Consider the following 17,349-nt stretch of genomic DNA (forward strand, 5'->3'; position numbering starts at 1 on the left):
CGGAACGCCGGCCGCGGCCGGAGGCGCTGCTGCGTCACCGCTGCTGCTTGCGGTCGCACCGGCTGACGCCGTGTCGACCTGCGTCTTCGGCTGACGTCCGCGGCGCCTTGGGACCGCGCTTGCGTCCGCCTGCTGCGCCGAAGCGGGGCTGGCGGGTGCGGTTGGCCGCTCCTGCGGGCTACTCGCCTCAGGAGCGGGGACTCCGCCGCTTCCCGCTTTCACAGCGGCGGCAGTGCCAGCTTGTGCTCCTTCGATGACGGTTAGCTGGGGTGCACCCTTACGTTGATGCCGGCGTTCCTTTTCCTTCATCCGTTCGCGTTTACGTTTGGACATTGTTGGTATTGAGCCTCCTATCGTGTACGCAGCCCATTGCCGCTAATCTGTCATTCCACGGGCGATAAGCCGTTTCCGCAAGCTATTTCTCTCATGCTATTCATCATTCGCTGTCTTTTTCCCCCGCTACTTGCCAATCCATTCGCGGCGCAGGGCGAACATGTCCCGCAGCTCATCTGTGGTCATCTCTGTGACCCAATTTTCGCCGGCTCCGACGATTTGCTGACTAAGGCCGAGCTTGCGCTCGATCATCTCATCGATGCGTTCCTCTAACGTGCCGAGGGTGACGAACTTGTGCACCTGCACGTTTTGGGTTTGTCCAATACGGAAGGCGCGGTCGGTGGCCTGGTTCTCTACAGCAGGATTCCACCAACGGTCGAAGTGGAAGACGTGGTTGGCCGCCGTCAGATTGAGTCCCGTTCCTCCCGCCTTCAGCGAGAGGATAAAGATGCCTCCCCCTGTTTCGGCACCAGCTCCCGGTCGCTTCCCTGCCTCTGCAGCTTCCACTCCAGCGCCTATCGGCTTCCCGGCCGATGCGGCCGCCTCTCCCTGAAACCGCGCAATCATCGCATCGCGCTGCTTCTTCGGAACGCCTCCGTGCAGGAAGTAAACGGTCCCGCCCAGCTCCCGCTCCAGGATCGCCTTCAGCATATGGCCCATCCCCACGAACTGGGTGAAAATCAGGCAGCTGTCGCCTTCATCCCGAAGCTCATGAACGAGCTCCAGAAGGCGCTCCACCTTACCGGACCGGTCCTCCCAGGTTGCGGGTCCCGGCTCAGGCTCCTTCAGGAACAGTGCGGGATGGTTGCAAATTTGCTTCAGCTTCGTGAGTGTGGCCAGAATGAGCCCTTTTTTCTCCATACCGGTTAAGGAATCAATGCGGTTCATCAAGTCTTGGACGACGTTCTCGTAAAGGCTGGCCTGCTCCAGCGTCAAGGAAACGTACGCCTTCGTCTCGGTTTTATCCGGCAGGTCGAGCTGGATCGCCGGGTCCTTCTTCACGCGGCGCAGCAGGAACGGTCGAATCAGCTTTTGCACCTGCTCCACCAGTTCGGGATCGCCGCCTTTTTCAATCGGATTCACGTACTTGTGAGTAAACGCGCTCAAGCTGCCCAAATACCCCGGATTCATAAAATCAAAAATCGACCACAGTTCAGTCAACCGGTTCTCGATCGGCGTTCCCGTCAGGGCAATCCGGTGGAGCGCGTCGAAGCGGCGGATGGCGGCCGACTGCTTCGTATGCACGTTCTTGATGTTCTGCGCCTCGTCCAGGCCGATGACGTCCCAGACGACGGAAGAGCATTCAGCTTCGTCCAGCTGAGCCAAATTGTACGAGGTGAGAACGAGATCAAAGCCGCTCACAGCCTCGATGAAAGCTTCGCCCTTAGCCCGCTGCGGACCGTAATGCAAATAGACGCGCAGCGTAGGGGCAAACCGTTCCAGCTCCTTCTGCCAGTTGCCGAGCACCGAGGTCGGGCAGATGAGAAGCGCAGGGGCCTGCTTCGCAGCGGCACGGTCATGCGACTTCGCCCCGGCCAAGCTCACCGTCCCGTTCCGGGCGTGGAGCAGGTACGCAATAAACTGGATCGTTTTGCCGAGACCCATATCGTCGGCAAGACATGCGCCCAAGCCGAACTGGCGCAGGAACAGCAGCCACGACACGCCTGCCTTCTGGTAATTGCGCAGGCCCGCCTGGAACGTAACCGGCGGCTCTACGATCGGGATGCGGCTCATATGCTGCAAGCGTCCGATCAGCTTTGCCATATGGCTGTTAAGCTCCACCTCGATGCGAAGCTCCTTCGTTTCAGCCTCCTGCTGCTCCGCATCGACCGTATCATTGTCCCCGCGACCCGCTCCGAGCAAATGCAGCTCCAGCACCTCCCGGAACGACAGGCCTTGCTTGCCGACTCGCTTCATCGCCTGACGCACCGCCGCAACGAAGGCCGGGTCTAATTGAATCCAGCGGCCGCGAATATAGAGAAGACGCTTCTTCTCCGCCGTCAGGCGGGCGAATTCCTCCTCGGAGAAATCTAGCTCACCGACGGCGACCTTCCAATCGAATTTCATCAGCTGGTCGGCGCCGAAGAACGATTCGCTTCTGGAACCGACCGACGACTTCAACTGAGCCTTCAACCGAGGCTGTGAGCGCCGCAGCTCCTCCCACCAAGCAGGCAGAAAGACGGAAAAGCCTGCCTGCAGCAGCTTCAAGCTATCCTCATTCAGAAAACGCCACGCCGCCTCATCCGTCAGCCGTCCTGGCAGCCTGTCCTCGCCGGGCGAACGCTGCTCAAACAGCTCGGGTACGAGACTTTCCGCCCGTTCGAACAAAGCCCCCAGCTTACGTTCAACATGCTTCTCCCAAGCGAAGGGAATGCGGCCTGCAAAACCTTCAGCAAGCGCACGGACAGTGTTCCCGTCCAACTCCCCTTCCACCATCATATTCGGGTCATGCTTGTCCTGAAGCAGCATACGCAGCGTCCAGAAGGAGTCCTCCGAGCTTCCGGCATCGTCCCCTTCCGAATCCATGTTCGGCTCGACCAATTGAAGGCAGCTGCGAAAAGGAATCTCGTCCTTCTTCCAGCTAACGGCGGTCAACCATTCCTCTTCATCGAGCGCAAGAGCGGATGGAACCTTCTCCTCGGCGAACGGCGCAGCCGTCAATAACGGCTGTTCCTCACAAAGCTTGTCCCAGGCCTCGCGAACAGCGGGCTCGCTGACGAGCAGCTCCTCCACAGCCTGCGTGAACCAGCGCGATGCGTCAATTCCCTCCGCCAGCAGCTCCTCGTGCAGCTTTGCATACAGCTCCTGCTGCTTATCAGGCAGCAGCGGCTTCCACTCCCGCTTGCCCTCCTGCCACGCGCTCGCTTCCGGCGCGTACCAGCCATGGACCAACGCCTCACGCAGCAAGCTTGCCGCCTGCTGCGCCAGCTTGAGCTTATCCGACCACTCAACAGGCAGATGGAGCGAATTTCCGGGAGCCGCGAAGTAATCCAGCGCATCATAAGGCGACAGGACCAACGACTCCCCGCGGAAGCCGGTTCCTTCCCGGAGCAGCGTTCCATAGAGGCTGCGGGGGTGCCACGCAAACAGCCTCATCCGTAGCTGCGAACCGGACAAAGACAGCTCCGACTCTTCCCACAACAGCCATTCGCCGCTCTCCAGCTGTTCCCCCTCCACCATGACGGCATCAAGATCCAACATTACGCATCCCCCTCTTTCTTCAGCTTGCCCAGCTCCTGCTGAAAGGCCCGGAGTCGCGAATACTTGACGCTGACATGAGACAAGTAACGTTCCCATTGATCCTGCTTCTTCAAGCGGCGGTACAGCGATTCCAGCCTTTTCATCAAACGCACCGCCTTCTTGTAAGAATCCCGGTTTTTCTCGGCAATGAAGCGTTCTATGCCGTGATGAAACCAGGGGAGCAGCAAATCCTTGCGGTTTGTCTCCACCGGCTTATAATCGCTGACGCGCAGATCGAGCGGCGTAATCCCGAGGGCCATATGGATGTCGACCCACTCTTGAAACCGTTCGCGCTGCAGCAAGTAGGCCGAATAATACGGCATACTGCGCGGGATTAAGGCCATGACGGCACGTTTCCATCGATCTTCCGCGTCCACGTGCGGAAGAACCGTAGCCCAGAGAGAGAAATACGATTCCTCCGCTCCATATCGAATCATGGGGACGAATGGAACCATCCACTCCAACCAGATCATCATCCGTTCCCATTGCCGTTCCGCTGCGAAGCCATGCAGGTAAGGATAAAACAGCATAGGAGATTTATGGTTCAATTGCTCCGCTTTCCGCATCGCCGCCTCATCCTGCCTGTCATGCACATCAAATCCGAGCGACGCCAGAATGTATTGATCCGCTTGTTTCGGTGCTAGCGAATCGCTTCGCAGCGCCCGGTTCAGACGCGTTTTCTCCCGGTCAACCCGATCCTGCCTCCAGAGCAGACCCCACCAGGTGGACGTGTACACATAGGACCAGGGGATCGGGCCGGAAAACGCCGGAAAAGCGTGCGCAGCCAAATAATCGGCCATGCTCTGAAGCCGATCCTCGTACAGTCGGTTGGCCTCGTCCGTATCGATCTCGCCCAATAGTTCGACTAATCTGTCGCAGCACCTTTCGGCGATCTCCTGTCCGCTTTCCGCTGCCGCATAGCTATCGTAATAACCGAGGTACCGATTGCGATTAGCGACAACCTGATCCGCAAGCTGCATCACGAACAAAAGCACCTGAAGCTCGTACAGCAAGCGAAGTGTCGGCTTCCAGTCCGCCCCGGCAAGTCTCATCAGCTTACCCGTCACATGATCGTACATCCCTTGAATGGCTCGAAGATTCGAATAATGTTCGACAGGAAAGGTACTCTCGAAATAACGATACCAATCCTCCGTGTTAGAATTGGGGCTGGGCGCGGCAGCCTTCAAGGGCGCCTTCCCAGCCGCACTCTGGGCGACGGCAAGAGCCGCTTCCGACGCAGCGACTTGCCGCCGCTCGTCGAAGGCCGGCGTAACCACAGACTTGGCCCCCCATCCGCTGCCTCCCGGCATCAAAAGCTTATAGGCATCGAATGCCAGATCCTCTTCCAAAAACAAGAAGGCGAGGGCCGCCAGATGCTCACAAGAGGCTCCCCTCTGGCACGTGCAGGTGCTTGTCTGAAAACCGTCCTTCACCAGCTTCGCATCGCCGCTGCCGCCATTACCGTAAGCTCGGCTCCCTACAGTACCGCCAACCATACCGCCCTCGTCATAACAATCAAAGATCAAGCCCTTGCTATAAAGCTTCCAGCCCTGCTGCAGTATAGGGTAACTGAAATAACGATAGGCAAGCTTCACCCACTCGTTCCACGTTCGCTCCTGCATCCTTGTCCTCCCGTTCCAACCATCGCTGCAAAATAAGTCTAATTATATCACAATATTTACGTCGATTTAGATGCAGGCGCCGCAGTTTTCCGCCGCCGCCCCCAGTCCCACAACGCAAAGAAGCAGCACCCCATAAAGGATGCTGCTTCTCGAGAGCAGGCAGGTCGGATTAGAATCCGCCCATGCCGCCCATACCACCCATGCCGCCCATATCAGGCATAGCAGGTTTGTCTTTTTCCGGTTTGTCTGCGATCACAGCTTCGGTTGTCAAGAACATCGAAGCGACGGACGCAGCGTTTTGCAACGCGGAGCGCGTTACTTTCGCAGGGTCGACGATACCGGCTTCGATCATGTTGACCCATTCGCCGGTAGCGGCGTTGTAGCCGATGCCTACGGATTCTTTCTTCAGGCGCTCAACGATAACGGAGCCTTCTTGACCCGCGTTAGCTGCGATTGTGCGAACAGGCTCTTCCAGAGCGCGCAGAACGATGTTCACGCCCGTTTGCTCGTCGCCGTCAGCCTTCACAGCCGATACAGCTGCGTAGACGTTCACAAGCGCTGTACCGCCGCCTGCAACGATACCTTCTTCAACGGCAGCGCGAGTTGCGTTCAGAGCGTCTTCGATGCGAAGCTTGCGCTCTTTCAGCTCAGTTTCGGTAGCTGCGCCGACTTTAACAACCGCTACGCCGCCGGCCAATTTAGCCAAACGCTCTTGCAGTTTTTCTTTATCGAACTCGGAAGTTGTTTCTTCCAGTTGTGCGCGAATTTGCGATACGCGAGTGCCGATATCCTTCTTGTCGCCGGCGCCGTCCACGATGATCGTGTTTTCTTTCGTCACGCGGATTTGGCGAGCGGAACCGAGTTGGTCCGGAGTCGTCGATTTCAATTCCAGGCCGAGCTCTTCGGTAATCACTTGACCGCCAGTCAAAGCTGCGATATCGCCCAGCATCGCTTTGCGGCGATCACCGAAGCCAGGAGCTTTAACCGCTACGCAAGTGAACGTACCGCGAAGACGGTTCACAACCAGCGTTGCCAAAGCTTCGCCTTCTACGTCTTCTGCGATGATCAAGAGCTGCTTGCCGGATTGAACGACTTTCTCAAGCACAGGCAGGATCTCTTGAATGTTCGTGATTTTTTTATCGGTGATCAAGATATATGGATTTTCCAGAACGGCTTCCATTTTATCCGTATCCGTAATCATGTAAGGAGAGATGTAGCCGCGGTCGAATTGCATACCTTCAACGACTTCCAGCTCGGTTGCGAAGCCTTTGGACTCTTCTACGGTGATAACGCCGTCTTTGCCCACTTTTTCCATAGCTTCGGCGATCAATTGGCCGACTTCATCGTCAGCAGCGGAGATCGCAGCAACTTGAGCGATGGATTGTTTGCCTTCGATCGGTTTTGCGATGCTGGCAAGCTCGCTGACAGCCGCTTTAACCGCTTTTTCGATCCCTTTGCGGATAACCATCGGGTTAGCGCCTGCCGTTACGTTTTTCAACCCTTCGCGGATCATCGCTTGTGCAAGAACCGTAGCGGTTGTCGTACCGTCGCCGGCAACGTCGTTCGTTTTCGTAGCAACTTCTTTAACGAGCTGTGCGCCCATGTTCTCGAACGCGTCTTCGAGTTCGATTTCTTTGGCGATCGTCACGCCGTCATTGGTGATCAGCGGGCTGCCGAATTTTTTCTCAAGAACGACGTTGCGTCCTTTCGGTCCCAATGTAACTTTTACGGCGTTCGCCAAAGCGTCAACCCCGCGAAGCATCGAACGACGTGCTTCTTCACTAAATTTAATTTCTTTAGCCATGAGTATACCCTCCCGATTGGAAAATGTTTATGGTTAACGATTCGGATATTTTCCTAAGTAGTGGAGCCAAACTTAAGTATATGACGAGGCGCTTTCGAACTTGTCCTACAAGATGGCAAGGACGTCGCTCTCACGCATGATGAGCAGCTCGCGGCCTTCAAATTTAATTTCTGTACCTGCGTATTTGGAGAAAATCACGCGATCGCCTTCTTGCAGCTCAAGCGGAACGCGAACGCCGTCTTTGAGTGCACCGCTGCCGACTGCTACGACTTTACCCTCTTGCGGCTTTTCTTTCGCCGTGTCCGGCAGTACGATACCGCTTGCTGTCGTTTCCTCCTTAGCGATGGCTTCGATAACTACGCGATCACCCAACGGTTTGATCATGAGAAAATAGCCTCCTTTGAAATATGGTACTGAGTTTTTTATTAGCACTCGAACCTCATTAGTGCTAACAACAATTCTTATGATACTCACTTCGCACTCATTTTGCAAGTAGTTTTACAACATTTTTGCACCTTCATCATTGTCTCCTGGGGTCTTTTAAAATATACCGACAGCAAACAACAAAAAAGCCTGTCATTCGACAGGCTTAAGCGCGCTCTCCGCTTCCCACGCTTGATCTTGGAGCTGCTGCTTGCGATAAATCAGCGACGATAAATACACGCTGAACTCGTACAGTATAATCATCGGCAAGGCGACGACAATGGCGGACAAAGCATCCGGCGGCGTAATCATCGTAGCGACGACAACGAGGATCAAGTAGGCGAAGCGGCGCACTTTTTTCAGCAGCTTCGGGTTCAGCAGACGAATCTTGGTCAAGAACATCACGACAATCGGCAGCTCGAACACGAGCGCGATCGGAATCAGGATATTAAACATGAAGGAGAAATATTGCGCGATCCCATAAGTTTCGCTTAGCTGCAAGCTTTGGGCGATCGAGGTCGTGAACAGGAAGGCCATGCGAAATACGACGAAATACCCGAAAGCCAATCCGATCAGAAACATGAGAAAGGCAAACGGCACGAAAATGAGCGACGCTTTGCGCTCCACTTCCCGCAAACCGGGCTTCAGAAATCCCCAAATTTGCAGCAGCGTAAACGGAAGGGTAATCAAAAGCCCTGTGGCCAATGCAAAATTCATATACATCTTAATGGAATCCCACGGGGAAAACACGTTCCAATTAATCGTGTTCGCAGGGGGGATCGTTTTTAAATATGTAATTAACGGCTTCGCCGTGAACAGCCCGATCGCCATCCCGACGATCAGCACGACGACGACCCATATAATCCGCTTGCGAAGCTCGGTTAAATGCTCGACAAGACTCATGCCCTCTTCTTGACTCATCGTTACACCTGCCTTTAACGTTTACGCACCGATCAATCCGGCAAACGGCGCGGATTGCTGCGGGAATCGGCGGCAGCGCGCGGCGGGGTGGCGTCGCCGCTCGGCGCAGATTCGGATGCCGATGCCGCGGGCTTTTCGACGGGCTGCGGCGGTTCAGGGGCAGCCTCATGCTGCGACGGCGTCACGTCTTTACGCTGCGCCTGCTCCGGCTCGTCGTTCAACAGATTTTGCGCCCCTTGCTTAAATTCGCGAATCGCACGGCCGAGCGAGCGGCCGATCTCCGGCAGTTTCGCCGGTCCGAATACAATAAGTGCGATGACGGCGATCAGCAAAAACTCAGAAAATCCGATATTCCCAAACATGGCCTCTCGACCTTTCCTCCAAATTTCAAAGCCCTATGGCGCCAGACACGCCTGTGTCAGCAATGGTGCAAACCGCCGTAACCGAGCTCGGTAATGTCCCGGCGCGTAATCGTTTCACCGGCGCAAATCCGCGGCAGCAGCACATCGAACGACGTATGCGGATCGTGCATGACGCAGCCGGGGAGCCCCATCACCGGCACCCCCTCCAAATAACCGACGAGCAGCATGGAGCCGGGCAGCATCGGCGTCCCGTAGCTGACAATATCGGTTCCCGCCTGCTTGATCGCACCCGGCGTGCGGTCGTCGGGATCGACGGACATGCCGCCGGTCAGCAGGATCAAGTCGGCGCGATCCTCACGCAGAAACCGCAGAATCTCACGCGCGATCGTCTCACTCTCATCCGGCGCCAAGCGCTGCTCGATAACCTCCGAACCGAGCGCCGCTAGCTTCTCCCGTACGACCGGTCCGAATTTATCTTGAATACGGCCTTTGAACACTTCGCTCCCCGTCGTAATCAGGCCCACGCGCAGCGGCCGGAAAGGCTTCACCTCGACAAGCGGGAACGCGGCCGAAGCGGCCGCCCGCTCCGCCTGCTCCACCTTCGCTTCTTCGATCACGAGCGGAATGACCCGCGTGCCCATCAGCGCTTGCCCCGGCTTGACGACGGCGTTCGTGCGAATCGTCGACATGATCACCTGGTCGATGTCATTCACCGCGTCGATGCGCGCCTGATCGATTTTGACCAGCCCGTGGATCGTCGACTTTAACGTAATTTTCCCTTCGTGCGGCTCCGTCAATTCCACGTTAGGCCCTTGGGCCGCTTGCGCCAGCCGAAGGGCCGCTTCGTCCTCGTGCAAATACCCGGCTTGCAGCTTCAACGTATAAATATGCTCTTTGCCAATGCTGAGCAGCGCCGGAATGTCCTCTTCGCGGATAACATGGCCCTTCTTGAACAACCGCCCCTTGAATTGACCGGGAATGATCTGCGTAAGATCATGGGCAAGCACCAGCCCGACCGCTTTCTCAACCTCGACTTCTTCCATCATCGAATCAGGCTTCATAGCCATGATCCCCCTCGCGTCCTGTTAAAATCGAAAGCGCATGAGGCAGCTGGTCCATCACGGCGGATAAGTTCTCGGACACGCCCTTCGGGGCGCCCGGTAAATTCACGATGAGCGACTTCCCGCGGATGCCGCAGACGGCCCGGGACAGCATGGCCCGACGCGTCTTCTGCATGGAATACAGCCGCATCGCTTCCGCGAGTCCCGGCACCTGCCGGTCAATCACTTCCAGCGTCGCTTCCGGCGTCACATCCCGGAGTGCCAAACCGGTTCCGCCCGTCGTTAGAATCAGATCGGCTTTAAAGTAATCGGTCATCTCGATCAAGGCGGCCATAATTTCATCCTTCTCATCCGGCACGATCCGATACTCGATGATTTCGCCGTTCATCTCCTCTTCGATTAATTCCCGAATGACCTGCGCACTAGTGTCTTCCCGTTCTCCGCGTGAACCGCGGTCGCTTGCCGTCAAGATCGCCACTTTCCAGCGCATAAGCCTGCTCCTCCCCCTGATTCGTTTCAAATCCCGACTTTGACATTAAGATGATGTATGTAGGTAATCGCCGCTTTTTCCGCCCGTTTTGCTGACCAGCAGGGTCGGACCGATCTGCATCGATTTCTCGGCGGCTTTGCACATGTCGTACACCGTAAGCGCGGCGGCGGACACGGCGGTGAGCGCCTCCATTTCCACCCCGGTCTGCCCCTTCGTACGAACGGTCGCTTCAATATAAAGCTCGGTTTCCCCGTTGTTGTCGAACTCGACATTGACCCCGGTTAAAAATAGCGGATGACACATCGGAATCCAGTCCGACGTTTTCTTAGCCGCCATGATCGCCGCCACCTGGGCGACGCCCATTACATCGCCTTTGCCGATCCGTCCTTGCAGGATCAGCTGCAGCGTCTCGGGACGCATCGTCACCGTCGTCCGCGCGGTCGCTGTGCGGGTCGTTTCGGACTTGTCCGATACATCGACCATGCGCGCACGTCCTTGCTCGTTGAAATGCGTCAGCGGCGATAGCGCAGCGTCTTTCGCCGTCTCTTGATCTTCTTCCCGTTTAGTCAAGGACAATCGCCCCTCCCTCCACATAACGCCGCGACTCGGTCACCAGCTCGTTAATGCGAAAATCGAACAGTCCCATCGGCACCTCGTCGATGATTTGCTCTTCGAAGGCCGGCGCCACAATGTACGGCTTCGGCAGACCGGTGCGCACATACTGCTGTATGAAACGGTCATAGAAGCCGCCGCCATACCCGAGCCGCCCCATGTTTAAGTCAAAGGCGAGTCCAGGCACAATCACGACGTCGATTTGCCGAATATCGAACAGCTGCGGCGCCTTAGCCACCGGCTCGCGAATTCCCCAAGTGCCCCGCTCCAAATCGGCGTAGGATTTAATTTCATATAGTTTAAGCTGCTTATGCGCAGTCACGATCTTCGGGACAACTACCCGCCAAGGCCGTTTCCAGCACGCTTCCAGCACGGGCGTTACGTCGACCTCCGTCTTGACCGGCATATACGTCAGCAGGGTCGGCTTGCGGCGGACAGACGGATCCGGCTGCAGAAGCTCTTCCAGACGGGCCATCAGCTTGCGGCTGATCGCCTCGGATTTGGCCTGACGCTCGTCCTCCCCGATGGCGGCCCGCACCGCCTCGGCCTCCCGCCGAAGCTTGATTTTTCTCTCTTTAATGTTCATGACCGGCCTCTTTTCAACAGGCAATTCAACACTTGCTCCAGAAGGAACAAGTTCCGTTTTGTTAAGAAACATCCATTTTCACCAGTTTACAATAAATAAGCAATAAAAAAAAGCAGGCCGCTCCCTGTTCTTCGACTGCAGCCGTAGAAGGGACTCCCCAGGAATCGGACAAGCCGCCGGGTAAACGGAAGGAAATCGAAAAAACGGAGCGAATATGCTACACTTATAGTCGTAAAACCGCGAAAAAGAAACGTAAATGAACGCATAAACAAGCTGGGAGGCTTCAGAATTATGCTTTTGCAAGTATCGGGGATTACCAAAAGCTACGGCGTTACGACCGTGCTTTCCAATATAACGCTGCAGATCGAAGCCCGCGAACGCATCGGCCTTGTCGGGGTGAACGGGGCGGGGAAATCGACGCTGCTGCAGATCATTGCCGGCGAGCTGTCGTATGATGAGGGCAACATTTTTAAAGCGAAGGAAACGAAAATCGGCTACTTGCGGCAAAACACCGGTCTCGCCTCGGATCGTTCCATCTGGAACGAGCTGATGAGCGTGTTTGCGGGCATGCTGGAGATGGAGGAAGAGATTCGCCGCCTGGAAGCGCGCATGTCCGAACCCGACGTGCTCGCCGACGAGAAAAAAACGGAGGACACGATGCGGCGTTACGCCGAGCTGTCCGACGCGTTCCGCGCCAAGGGCGGCTATGAGATCGAAGCGAAGGTGCGGGGCGTGCTGAACGGTATGGGCTTTGGCAGCATGAATGCCGACACCCCCGTTCAGGCGTTAAGCGGCGGTCAGAAGACGCGGCTGGCGCTGGCCAAGATGCTGCTCGAAGCGCCGGATCTGCTGCTGCTCGACGAGCCGACCAACCATCTGGACATTCCGACGCTGACGTGGCTGGAGCAATACCTCCGCTCCTACCCCGGGGCAATTCTGGTCGTGTCTCACGACCGTTACTTCCTGGACGCGCTGGTCGATGCCATCTATGAAATCGAGCGCAACTCGTCCAAACGGTACACCGGCAATTACTCGCGGTACATCGAGCTGAAAGAAGCGGACTACGAGATTCAATTGAAACAATATGAAAAGCAGCAGGATGAAATCGCCAAGATGGAAGAATTCGTACAGCGGAATATTGTGCGCGCGTCCACAACGAAACGGGCCCAAAGCCGCCGCAAGGCGCTTGAGAAAATCGAACGGCTGGACAAGCCGCTCGGAGATCTCAAGAGAGCCAGCTTCGCCTTTGAGATCGAAGCGCAGACAGGCCGCGAAGTGCTCGACGTCCGCGGTCTAAGCGTGTCTTATGACGGGCGAAATCCGCTGGTGCGCAATGTCACGTTTCAGCTGCGGCGAGGCGACACGGCGGCATTGATCGGTCCGAACGGGATCGGCAAAACGACGCTGCTCAAAACGCTCATCGGCCAGCATCAACCCGACCGGGGCACCTATCAGTGGGGAACTAACGTTAAGATCGGGTATTATGATCAGGAACAAACCGGCCTCAATCCGAACCATACCGTGCTCGAGGAGGTATGGAGCGCGTTCCCTCATTTAGAGGAAGCGCGGATTCGCACGGTGCTCGGCAATTTTCTGTTCAGCGGCGAGGACGTCTTCAAGAAAGTCGGATCGCTCAGCGGCGGCGAGAAGGCCCGGGTTGCGCTAGCCAAGCTGATGCTTCTGAAAGCGAACGTGCTCATTCTCGACGAGCCGACCAACCATCTGGACTTATATTCGAAGGAAGTATTGGAATCGGCGTTGATCGATTACGAAGGGACGCTGCTTTTCATTTCGCATGACCGGTATTTCCTCAACAAAATGGCCGAAAGCATGCTCGAGCTCGCCCCTGACGGGGTCACCGTCTACCTGGGCAACTATGACGATTATGTCGAGAAAAAGCAGGAGCTCGCCGAAATCGAGCAGGAGCGGCTGGCGCAGGAGGCGGCAAAGCGCGGCGGAACAAGCAAAGGCGCGGAAAGCGCCGCGGGTTCGTCCGCCAGCGCACAGGCGGCCCCGGCGAACGGCTATGAGGCGAATAAGCAGGCCAAACGCGAGGAACGCAGCCGTCAGCGCAAGCTCGAGCAGCTCGAGGAGCAAATCGCCCGGCTGGAGAATGAAATTTCCGAGCTGGAAAGCGAGCTGGCCCTGCCCGAGGTGTACAACGATTACGTGCTCGTGCAGCAAAAGAATACAGCCATGGAATCCAAGCGCAGCGAGCTGGCAACCTGTTATGAACAGTGGGAGCAGCTGGCGGAGTCGTAATCATAAGTGTCATTGCGTGTAATCATGTAAGGAAGGGCGCCTGGGAGGGCGCCTTTCTTCACATCGGGGCGGAATCGGGTCGAACCGGCGGGACAACCCTACAGGCTGGAACCTTTGCCATTCATCTCATTTGCCAATCGTTAGAGGAGGGACGCAACTTGTTCGATGAAGCGGATAAAAACCGTAATAAGAAGGCGTTGATCATCGGCGGCGGTATCGGCGGATTGGCCGCTGCCCGGGCGCTGCACATGCAAGGCTGGGAATGCTGCGTATGCGAAAAAGCAGACTCCCGCACCGGCGCAGGCGCCGGCATCGTTCTGGCCGCCAACGCCATGAAGGCGCTGGACCGGCTTGGGGCCGGGGATGCCGTCCGCGCTCAAGGCTCGCCAGTTCGGCAGGGCTTGATCCGCACTTGGGACGGCAAGCGGATCACCCGTCTCCCGGTCGAGGAGCAAGCCAGACGGTTCGGCTCGGAGAGCTGGATGATCCATCGGGCCGACCTCCATGCCGTGCTGATCGCGCTGCTGCCCGTCGATACGATCATTTATGGACGGCGATTGGTGCGATTCGAGCAAACGGAGTGGAACGTGACGGCGCATTTTGAGAATGGGGAAACCGCGACCGGTGCCCTGCTGATCGGGGCCGACGGCTTGCATTCCACCGTGCGCCGGGCATTGTTCGGCCATACCCCGCTGCGCTACGCCGGGTTCACCGCCTTCCGCGGCATTTGCCGGTTTCCGGAAGCGCGCATCGCGGGCGACGTCGGCGAAGGCTTCGAAGCATGGGGTCCCGGCGTGCGGTTCGGCGCCACGCCGATCGGCCGCGGGGACATCTTCTGGTTCGCCGCCGTGAACGCCCCCGAAGGCTTCACCGTCCCGCCCGGCCGGCGAAAGCCGGCGGTGCTCGCGCATTTGCGCGGCTGGGCGTCTCCGGTCGAAGCGCTGGTCGAAGCGACGGACGAAACAGCCGTCCTCTCGCACGACGTCTTCGACCGGACTACGCTCCCGCGCTGGAGCGAAGGACGCGTCACGCTGCTTGGCGATGCCGCTCATCCGATGCTGCCCAATCTCGGGCAGGGCGGCGCTCAGGCGATGGAGGATGCGCTGGTGCTGGCACGCGCCTTGGCGGAGGCGGACCCCGATGTGCCTCAAGCGCTAACCGCTTACGAACGCAGCAGACTCCCGCGCACGACCCGTGTTGTACGTGATTCGCGGCGGATGGGACGGCTCGTCCAGCTGGAGCATCCGGCGGCGATCGCCATACGCAACCGGATACTCCGCGCCATGCCGCCCGGCTTGCAGTTGCAGCGGCTGGACTGGCTGATCGGGCACGATGTCTTCCATTAAGGCGTTTCGCCCTCTTCGCCAGAAACTGCCCCTCGATAAGAGACAGCGCATACAGAAGAGCAGCGATGAGGCATTCCTGGATGTCGGAACGCCTTGATCGCTGCGATTCGATGTCGGTTTTTCCGCGTTCCCTGTCGATAACAACATGCCGAACGCCATAAAGAACGGAAGAACGACACAACCGATACGTTTCGACTTTTCCGGATAGGGGGCAAAGGTACATAACCACAGTGCAGGGTCGGCTCCATATTGCGAAAAAACGGACTCAAAGCGAACCCGGAATCAACCGCGGCCTCTGGCACTTTTCTCCAAAAAATTCACCTGATCCAGCGTGTGCATAACGAAGAAAAATGACGGAAATATCCACAAGGATATCCCCAGAAAAAAATGTCACTTTCTCTAGAAAAATCGGCCTTTTTTATTTCATCCACAGACTTATGCACATTATCCACAGAAATGATGTGCGAAAGTTATGCACGGCACCCGTGGAAAACCGAAAATGTACATTTCCCGTCATGACGCGATTTCCTAAACTTACCCACAATATGCACAGAGACTGTGGATAACTTTTGTCCACAGTCTCTATCACCCGTTTTTCTATCCACGATCCAGCAGCAGCGGAAATATTTACTTTTGGTGCAAATTTACGGAATCGTAATTTCGACCTCTTCCGCAGCTCCGTTCCCTTGCGCCGGAATTTTCCGCTGCCGTTCGTCGCGCGCCGCTTGGTTGCAGGCCGCCATAAACGCATGTGCCGCAGCCATCAAAATATCGCGCTGTGCCGAAACCCCGCGATACGTTTGACCGTTCGCCCGCACCGTCACGATCGCTTCGCCGCTGGCCTCTTCGCCGGACGACAGCGAGTACAGCTCCAAATCGGAGAATTCGGCTTCAAACGGCAGCGCCTGCTTGATCCCGGCGACGACAGCCTCTACCGGTCCTTCGCCCGTACCGGTGTACACCTTCTCGCGTCCCGTCTCCTCATTGCGGATCGTGCAGGAAGCGACCCGGTGTCCGGCGTCGCCGGTTACCAGTTGGGTCGAGACGAGCGTGAACGGCTCCAGCATACGGTTAACCGCAGCTCCGACCAGCTCCAGGAGCTGATGATCGTGGACCACCTTCTGCCGGTCGGCCAACTCCTTGAAGGCGTTGTAGAAGCTTTCCATTTGCTCCGCATCCAGCTCGACGCCCAATTCGCTGACCCGGTGCTTGATCGCGTGGCGGCCTGAATGCTTGCCCAAAATAATCATGCTGCGCGGAATGCCCAGCGACTCGGGATCCATGATCTCGTAAGTGCTGCGGTTCTTCAGCAAGCCGTCCTGATGAATGCCCGCTTCGTGCTGGAAGGCGTTGCGGCCGACGATCGGTTTATTGAAGGCGATCGGGAAGCTCATCGCACGGCTGACCATTTGCGACGTAGCGAAAATATGCTCCGGCCGCACGCCGGTTTCGGCGCCCATCGCGCTTTTCCTCGTATCCAGCGCCATCACCAGCTCCTCGAGCGAACAATTGCCCGCCCGCTCGCCAACGCCGTTCACCGTGACCTCGACTTGGCTGACGCCGGCCTTGATCGCCGCCAGGCTGTTCGCGACCGCCAACCCCAAATCGTTGTGACAATGCGCGCTGAACCTGACGCGGTCGGCGCCGCGCACGCTCTTCATCACGCGTGTGAACATCGCGCCGTACTCCTCCGGCAGCGCATAACCGACCGTGTCCGGAATGTTGATAATCGTGGCGCCTTCCTCGATCACCGCCTCGATCACCTCGAACAGAAACTCGTCGCCCGTCCGCGTCGCATCCATCGGCGAAAATTCCAGTTCTCCGACAAATTGCCTGCCGTACGCCACCATCTCCCGGGCAAGGGCGACGACTTGCTCCCGCGTTTTACGCAGCTGGAAGTCCAGGTGGATGTTCGACGAAGACAAGAACATATGCAGCCTCCGGCGCTGCGCATCCTGCGTCGCCTGGACGGCGGCGTCGATATCCGCCTTCACCGCCCTGGCGAAGCCGCATATTTCCACACCCTGCAGCTCGCGGGAAATTTGCTGCACCGCGGCGAAGTCGCCCGGGCTCGAGATCGGAAAGCCCGGCTCAATGACGTCTACGCCCAGTTTGGCCAGCTGTCGGGCAATGACGATTTTTTGCTCCGGCGCGAGCGTCGCGCCCGGCGCCTGCTCCCCGTCCCGCAGCGTCGTATCGAAAATCGTGATGCGCCTGATGCCTTCTATCTCCGTACCTTGAATATCTTGACTATGAGCTGTATAGTTGTGTTCCATGATCGTTCATC

At 57.3% G+C, this 17,349-nt stretch carries 13 protein-coding genes and 1 pseudogene; 2 read left to right on the plus strand and 12 right to left on the minus strand.

Translation table 11 applies throughout. The features are described 5' to 3' along the window. From PVA01S_RS24880 to PVA01S_RS24930, 11 genes and pseudogenes are all read right to left on the minus strand, one after another. Positions 1-333 (minus strand): annotated as a pseudogene (locus PVA01S_RS24880) (hypothetical protein); the annotation flags it as partial. 126 nt (positions 334-459) lie between these two features. Continuing rightward, positions 460-3,534, minus strand: coding sequence for a DEAD/DEAH box helicase (locus PVA01S_RS24885; RefSeq protein WP_127610438.1), 3,075 nt, complete (start codon positions 3,532-3,534; stop codon positions 460-462). After that, positions 3,534-5,195 carry a hypothetical protein gene (locus PVA01S_RS24890; RefSeq protein ID WP_127610440.1) on the minus strand — a complete coding sequence of 554 codons (1,662 nt, stop codon included), beginning with the start codon at positions 5,193-5,195 and terminating at the stop codon, positions 3,534-3,536. Before PVA01S_RS24890 ends, PVA01S_RS24885 begins: the two co-directional genes overlap by 1 nt. A 169-nt stretch (positions 5,196-5,364) precedes the next feature. Further along, positions 5,365-6,999: a chaperonin GroEL gene (gene groL / locus PVA01S_RS24895; RefSeq protein WP_127610442.1), complete on the minus strand. Its 1,635-nt coding sequence runs from the start codon at positions 6,997-6,999 to the stop codon at positions 5,365-5,367. A gap of 105 nt (positions 7,000-7,104) precedes the next feature. Continuing rightward, positions 7,105-7,383, minus strand: a complete 279-nt coding sequence (gene groES, locus PVA01S_RS24900; RefSeq protein ID WP_127610444.1) for a co-chaperone GroES — start codon at positions 7,381-7,383, stop codon at positions 7,105-7,107. A gap of 192 nt (positions 7,384-7,575) precedes the next feature. Continuing rightward, entirely contained in the window at positions 7,576-8,343 is a 768-nt protein-coding gene (gene tatC / locus PVA01S_RS24905; protein WP_127610446.1) for a twin-arginine translocase subunit TatC, read from the minus strand. Positions 8,344-8,375: 32 nt separating this feature from the next. Beyond that, positions 8,376-8,705, minus strand: coding sequence for a twin-arginine translocase TatA/TatE family subunit (locus PVA01S_RS24910; RefSeq protein WP_127610448.1), 330 nt, complete (start codon positions 8,703-8,705; stop codon positions 8,376-8,378). Between the two features lie 56 nt (positions 8,706-8,761). After that, positions 8,762-9,766 (minus strand): molybdopterin-binding protein, encoded by a 1,005-nt coding sequence (locus tag PVA01S_RS24915; RefSeq protein WP_054800358.1) that lies wholly within the window; start codon positions 9,764-9,766, stop codon positions 8,762-8,764. After that, positions 9,756-10,256, minus strand: coding sequence for a MogA/MoaB family molybdenum cofactor biosynthesis protein (locus PVA01S_RS24920; RefSeq protein ID WP_054800357.1), 501 nt, complete (start codon positions 10,254-10,256; stop codon positions 9,756-9,758). The genes PVA01S_RS24915 and PVA01S_RS24920 overlap by 11 nt, the downstream gene beginning before the upstream one ends. Before the next feature lie 45 nt (positions 10,257-10,301). Then, on the minus strand, positions 10,302-10,826 hold the full coding sequence (moaC, locus tag PVA01S_RS24925; protein WP_258313541.1) for a cyclic pyranopterin monophosphate synthase MoaC: 525 nt from the start codon (positions 10,824-10,826) through the stop codon (positions 10,302-10,304). Next, the gene (locus tag PVA01S_RS24930) at positions 10,819-11,454 is read right to left on the minus strand and encodes a 5-formyltetrahydrofolate cyclo-ligase (protein ID WP_054798369.1); all 636 of its coding nucleotides are present in this window, start codon (positions 11,452-11,454) and stop codon (positions 10,819-10,821) included. Before PVA01S_RS24930 ends, moaC begins: the two co-directional genes overlap by 8 nt. Before the next feature lie 291 nt (positions 11,455-11,745). Here PVA01S_RS24930 and PVA01S_RS24935 point away from each other — a divergent pair, with 291 nt between their 5' ends. After that, complete coding sequence (locus tag PVA01S_RS24935; RefSeq protein WP_127610452.1) at positions 11,746-13,716, plus strand: ABC-F family ATP-binding cassette domain-containing protein; 1,971 nt, start codon at positions 11,746-11,748, stop codon at positions 13,714-13,716. Then, complete coding sequence (locus PVA01S_RS24940; RefSeq protein ID WP_307720702.1) at positions 13,692-15,062, plus strand: FAD-dependent monooxygenase; 1,371 nt, start codon at positions 13,692-13,694, stop codon at positions 15,060-15,062. The genes PVA01S_RS24935 and PVA01S_RS24940 overlap by 25 nt, the downstream gene beginning before the upstream one ends. Before the next feature lie 644 nt (positions 15,063-15,706). Here PVA01S_RS24940 and PVA01S_RS24945 read toward each other — a convergent pair. After that, complete coding sequence (locus PVA01S_RS24945) at positions 15,707-17,338, minus strand: 2-isopropylmalate synthase (RefSeq protein WP_174817617.1); 1,632 nt, start codon at positions 17,336-17,338, stop codon at positions 15,707-15,709. Between the last annotated feature and the right edge of the window lie 11 nt (positions 17,339-17,349).

Origin of the sequence: Paenibacillus validus NBRC 15382 (assembly GCF_004000985.1) — a bacterium.
Taxonomy (GTDB): domain Bacteria; phylum Bacillota; class Bacilli; order Paenibacillales; family NBRC-103111; genus Paenibacillus_G; species Paenibacillus_G validus.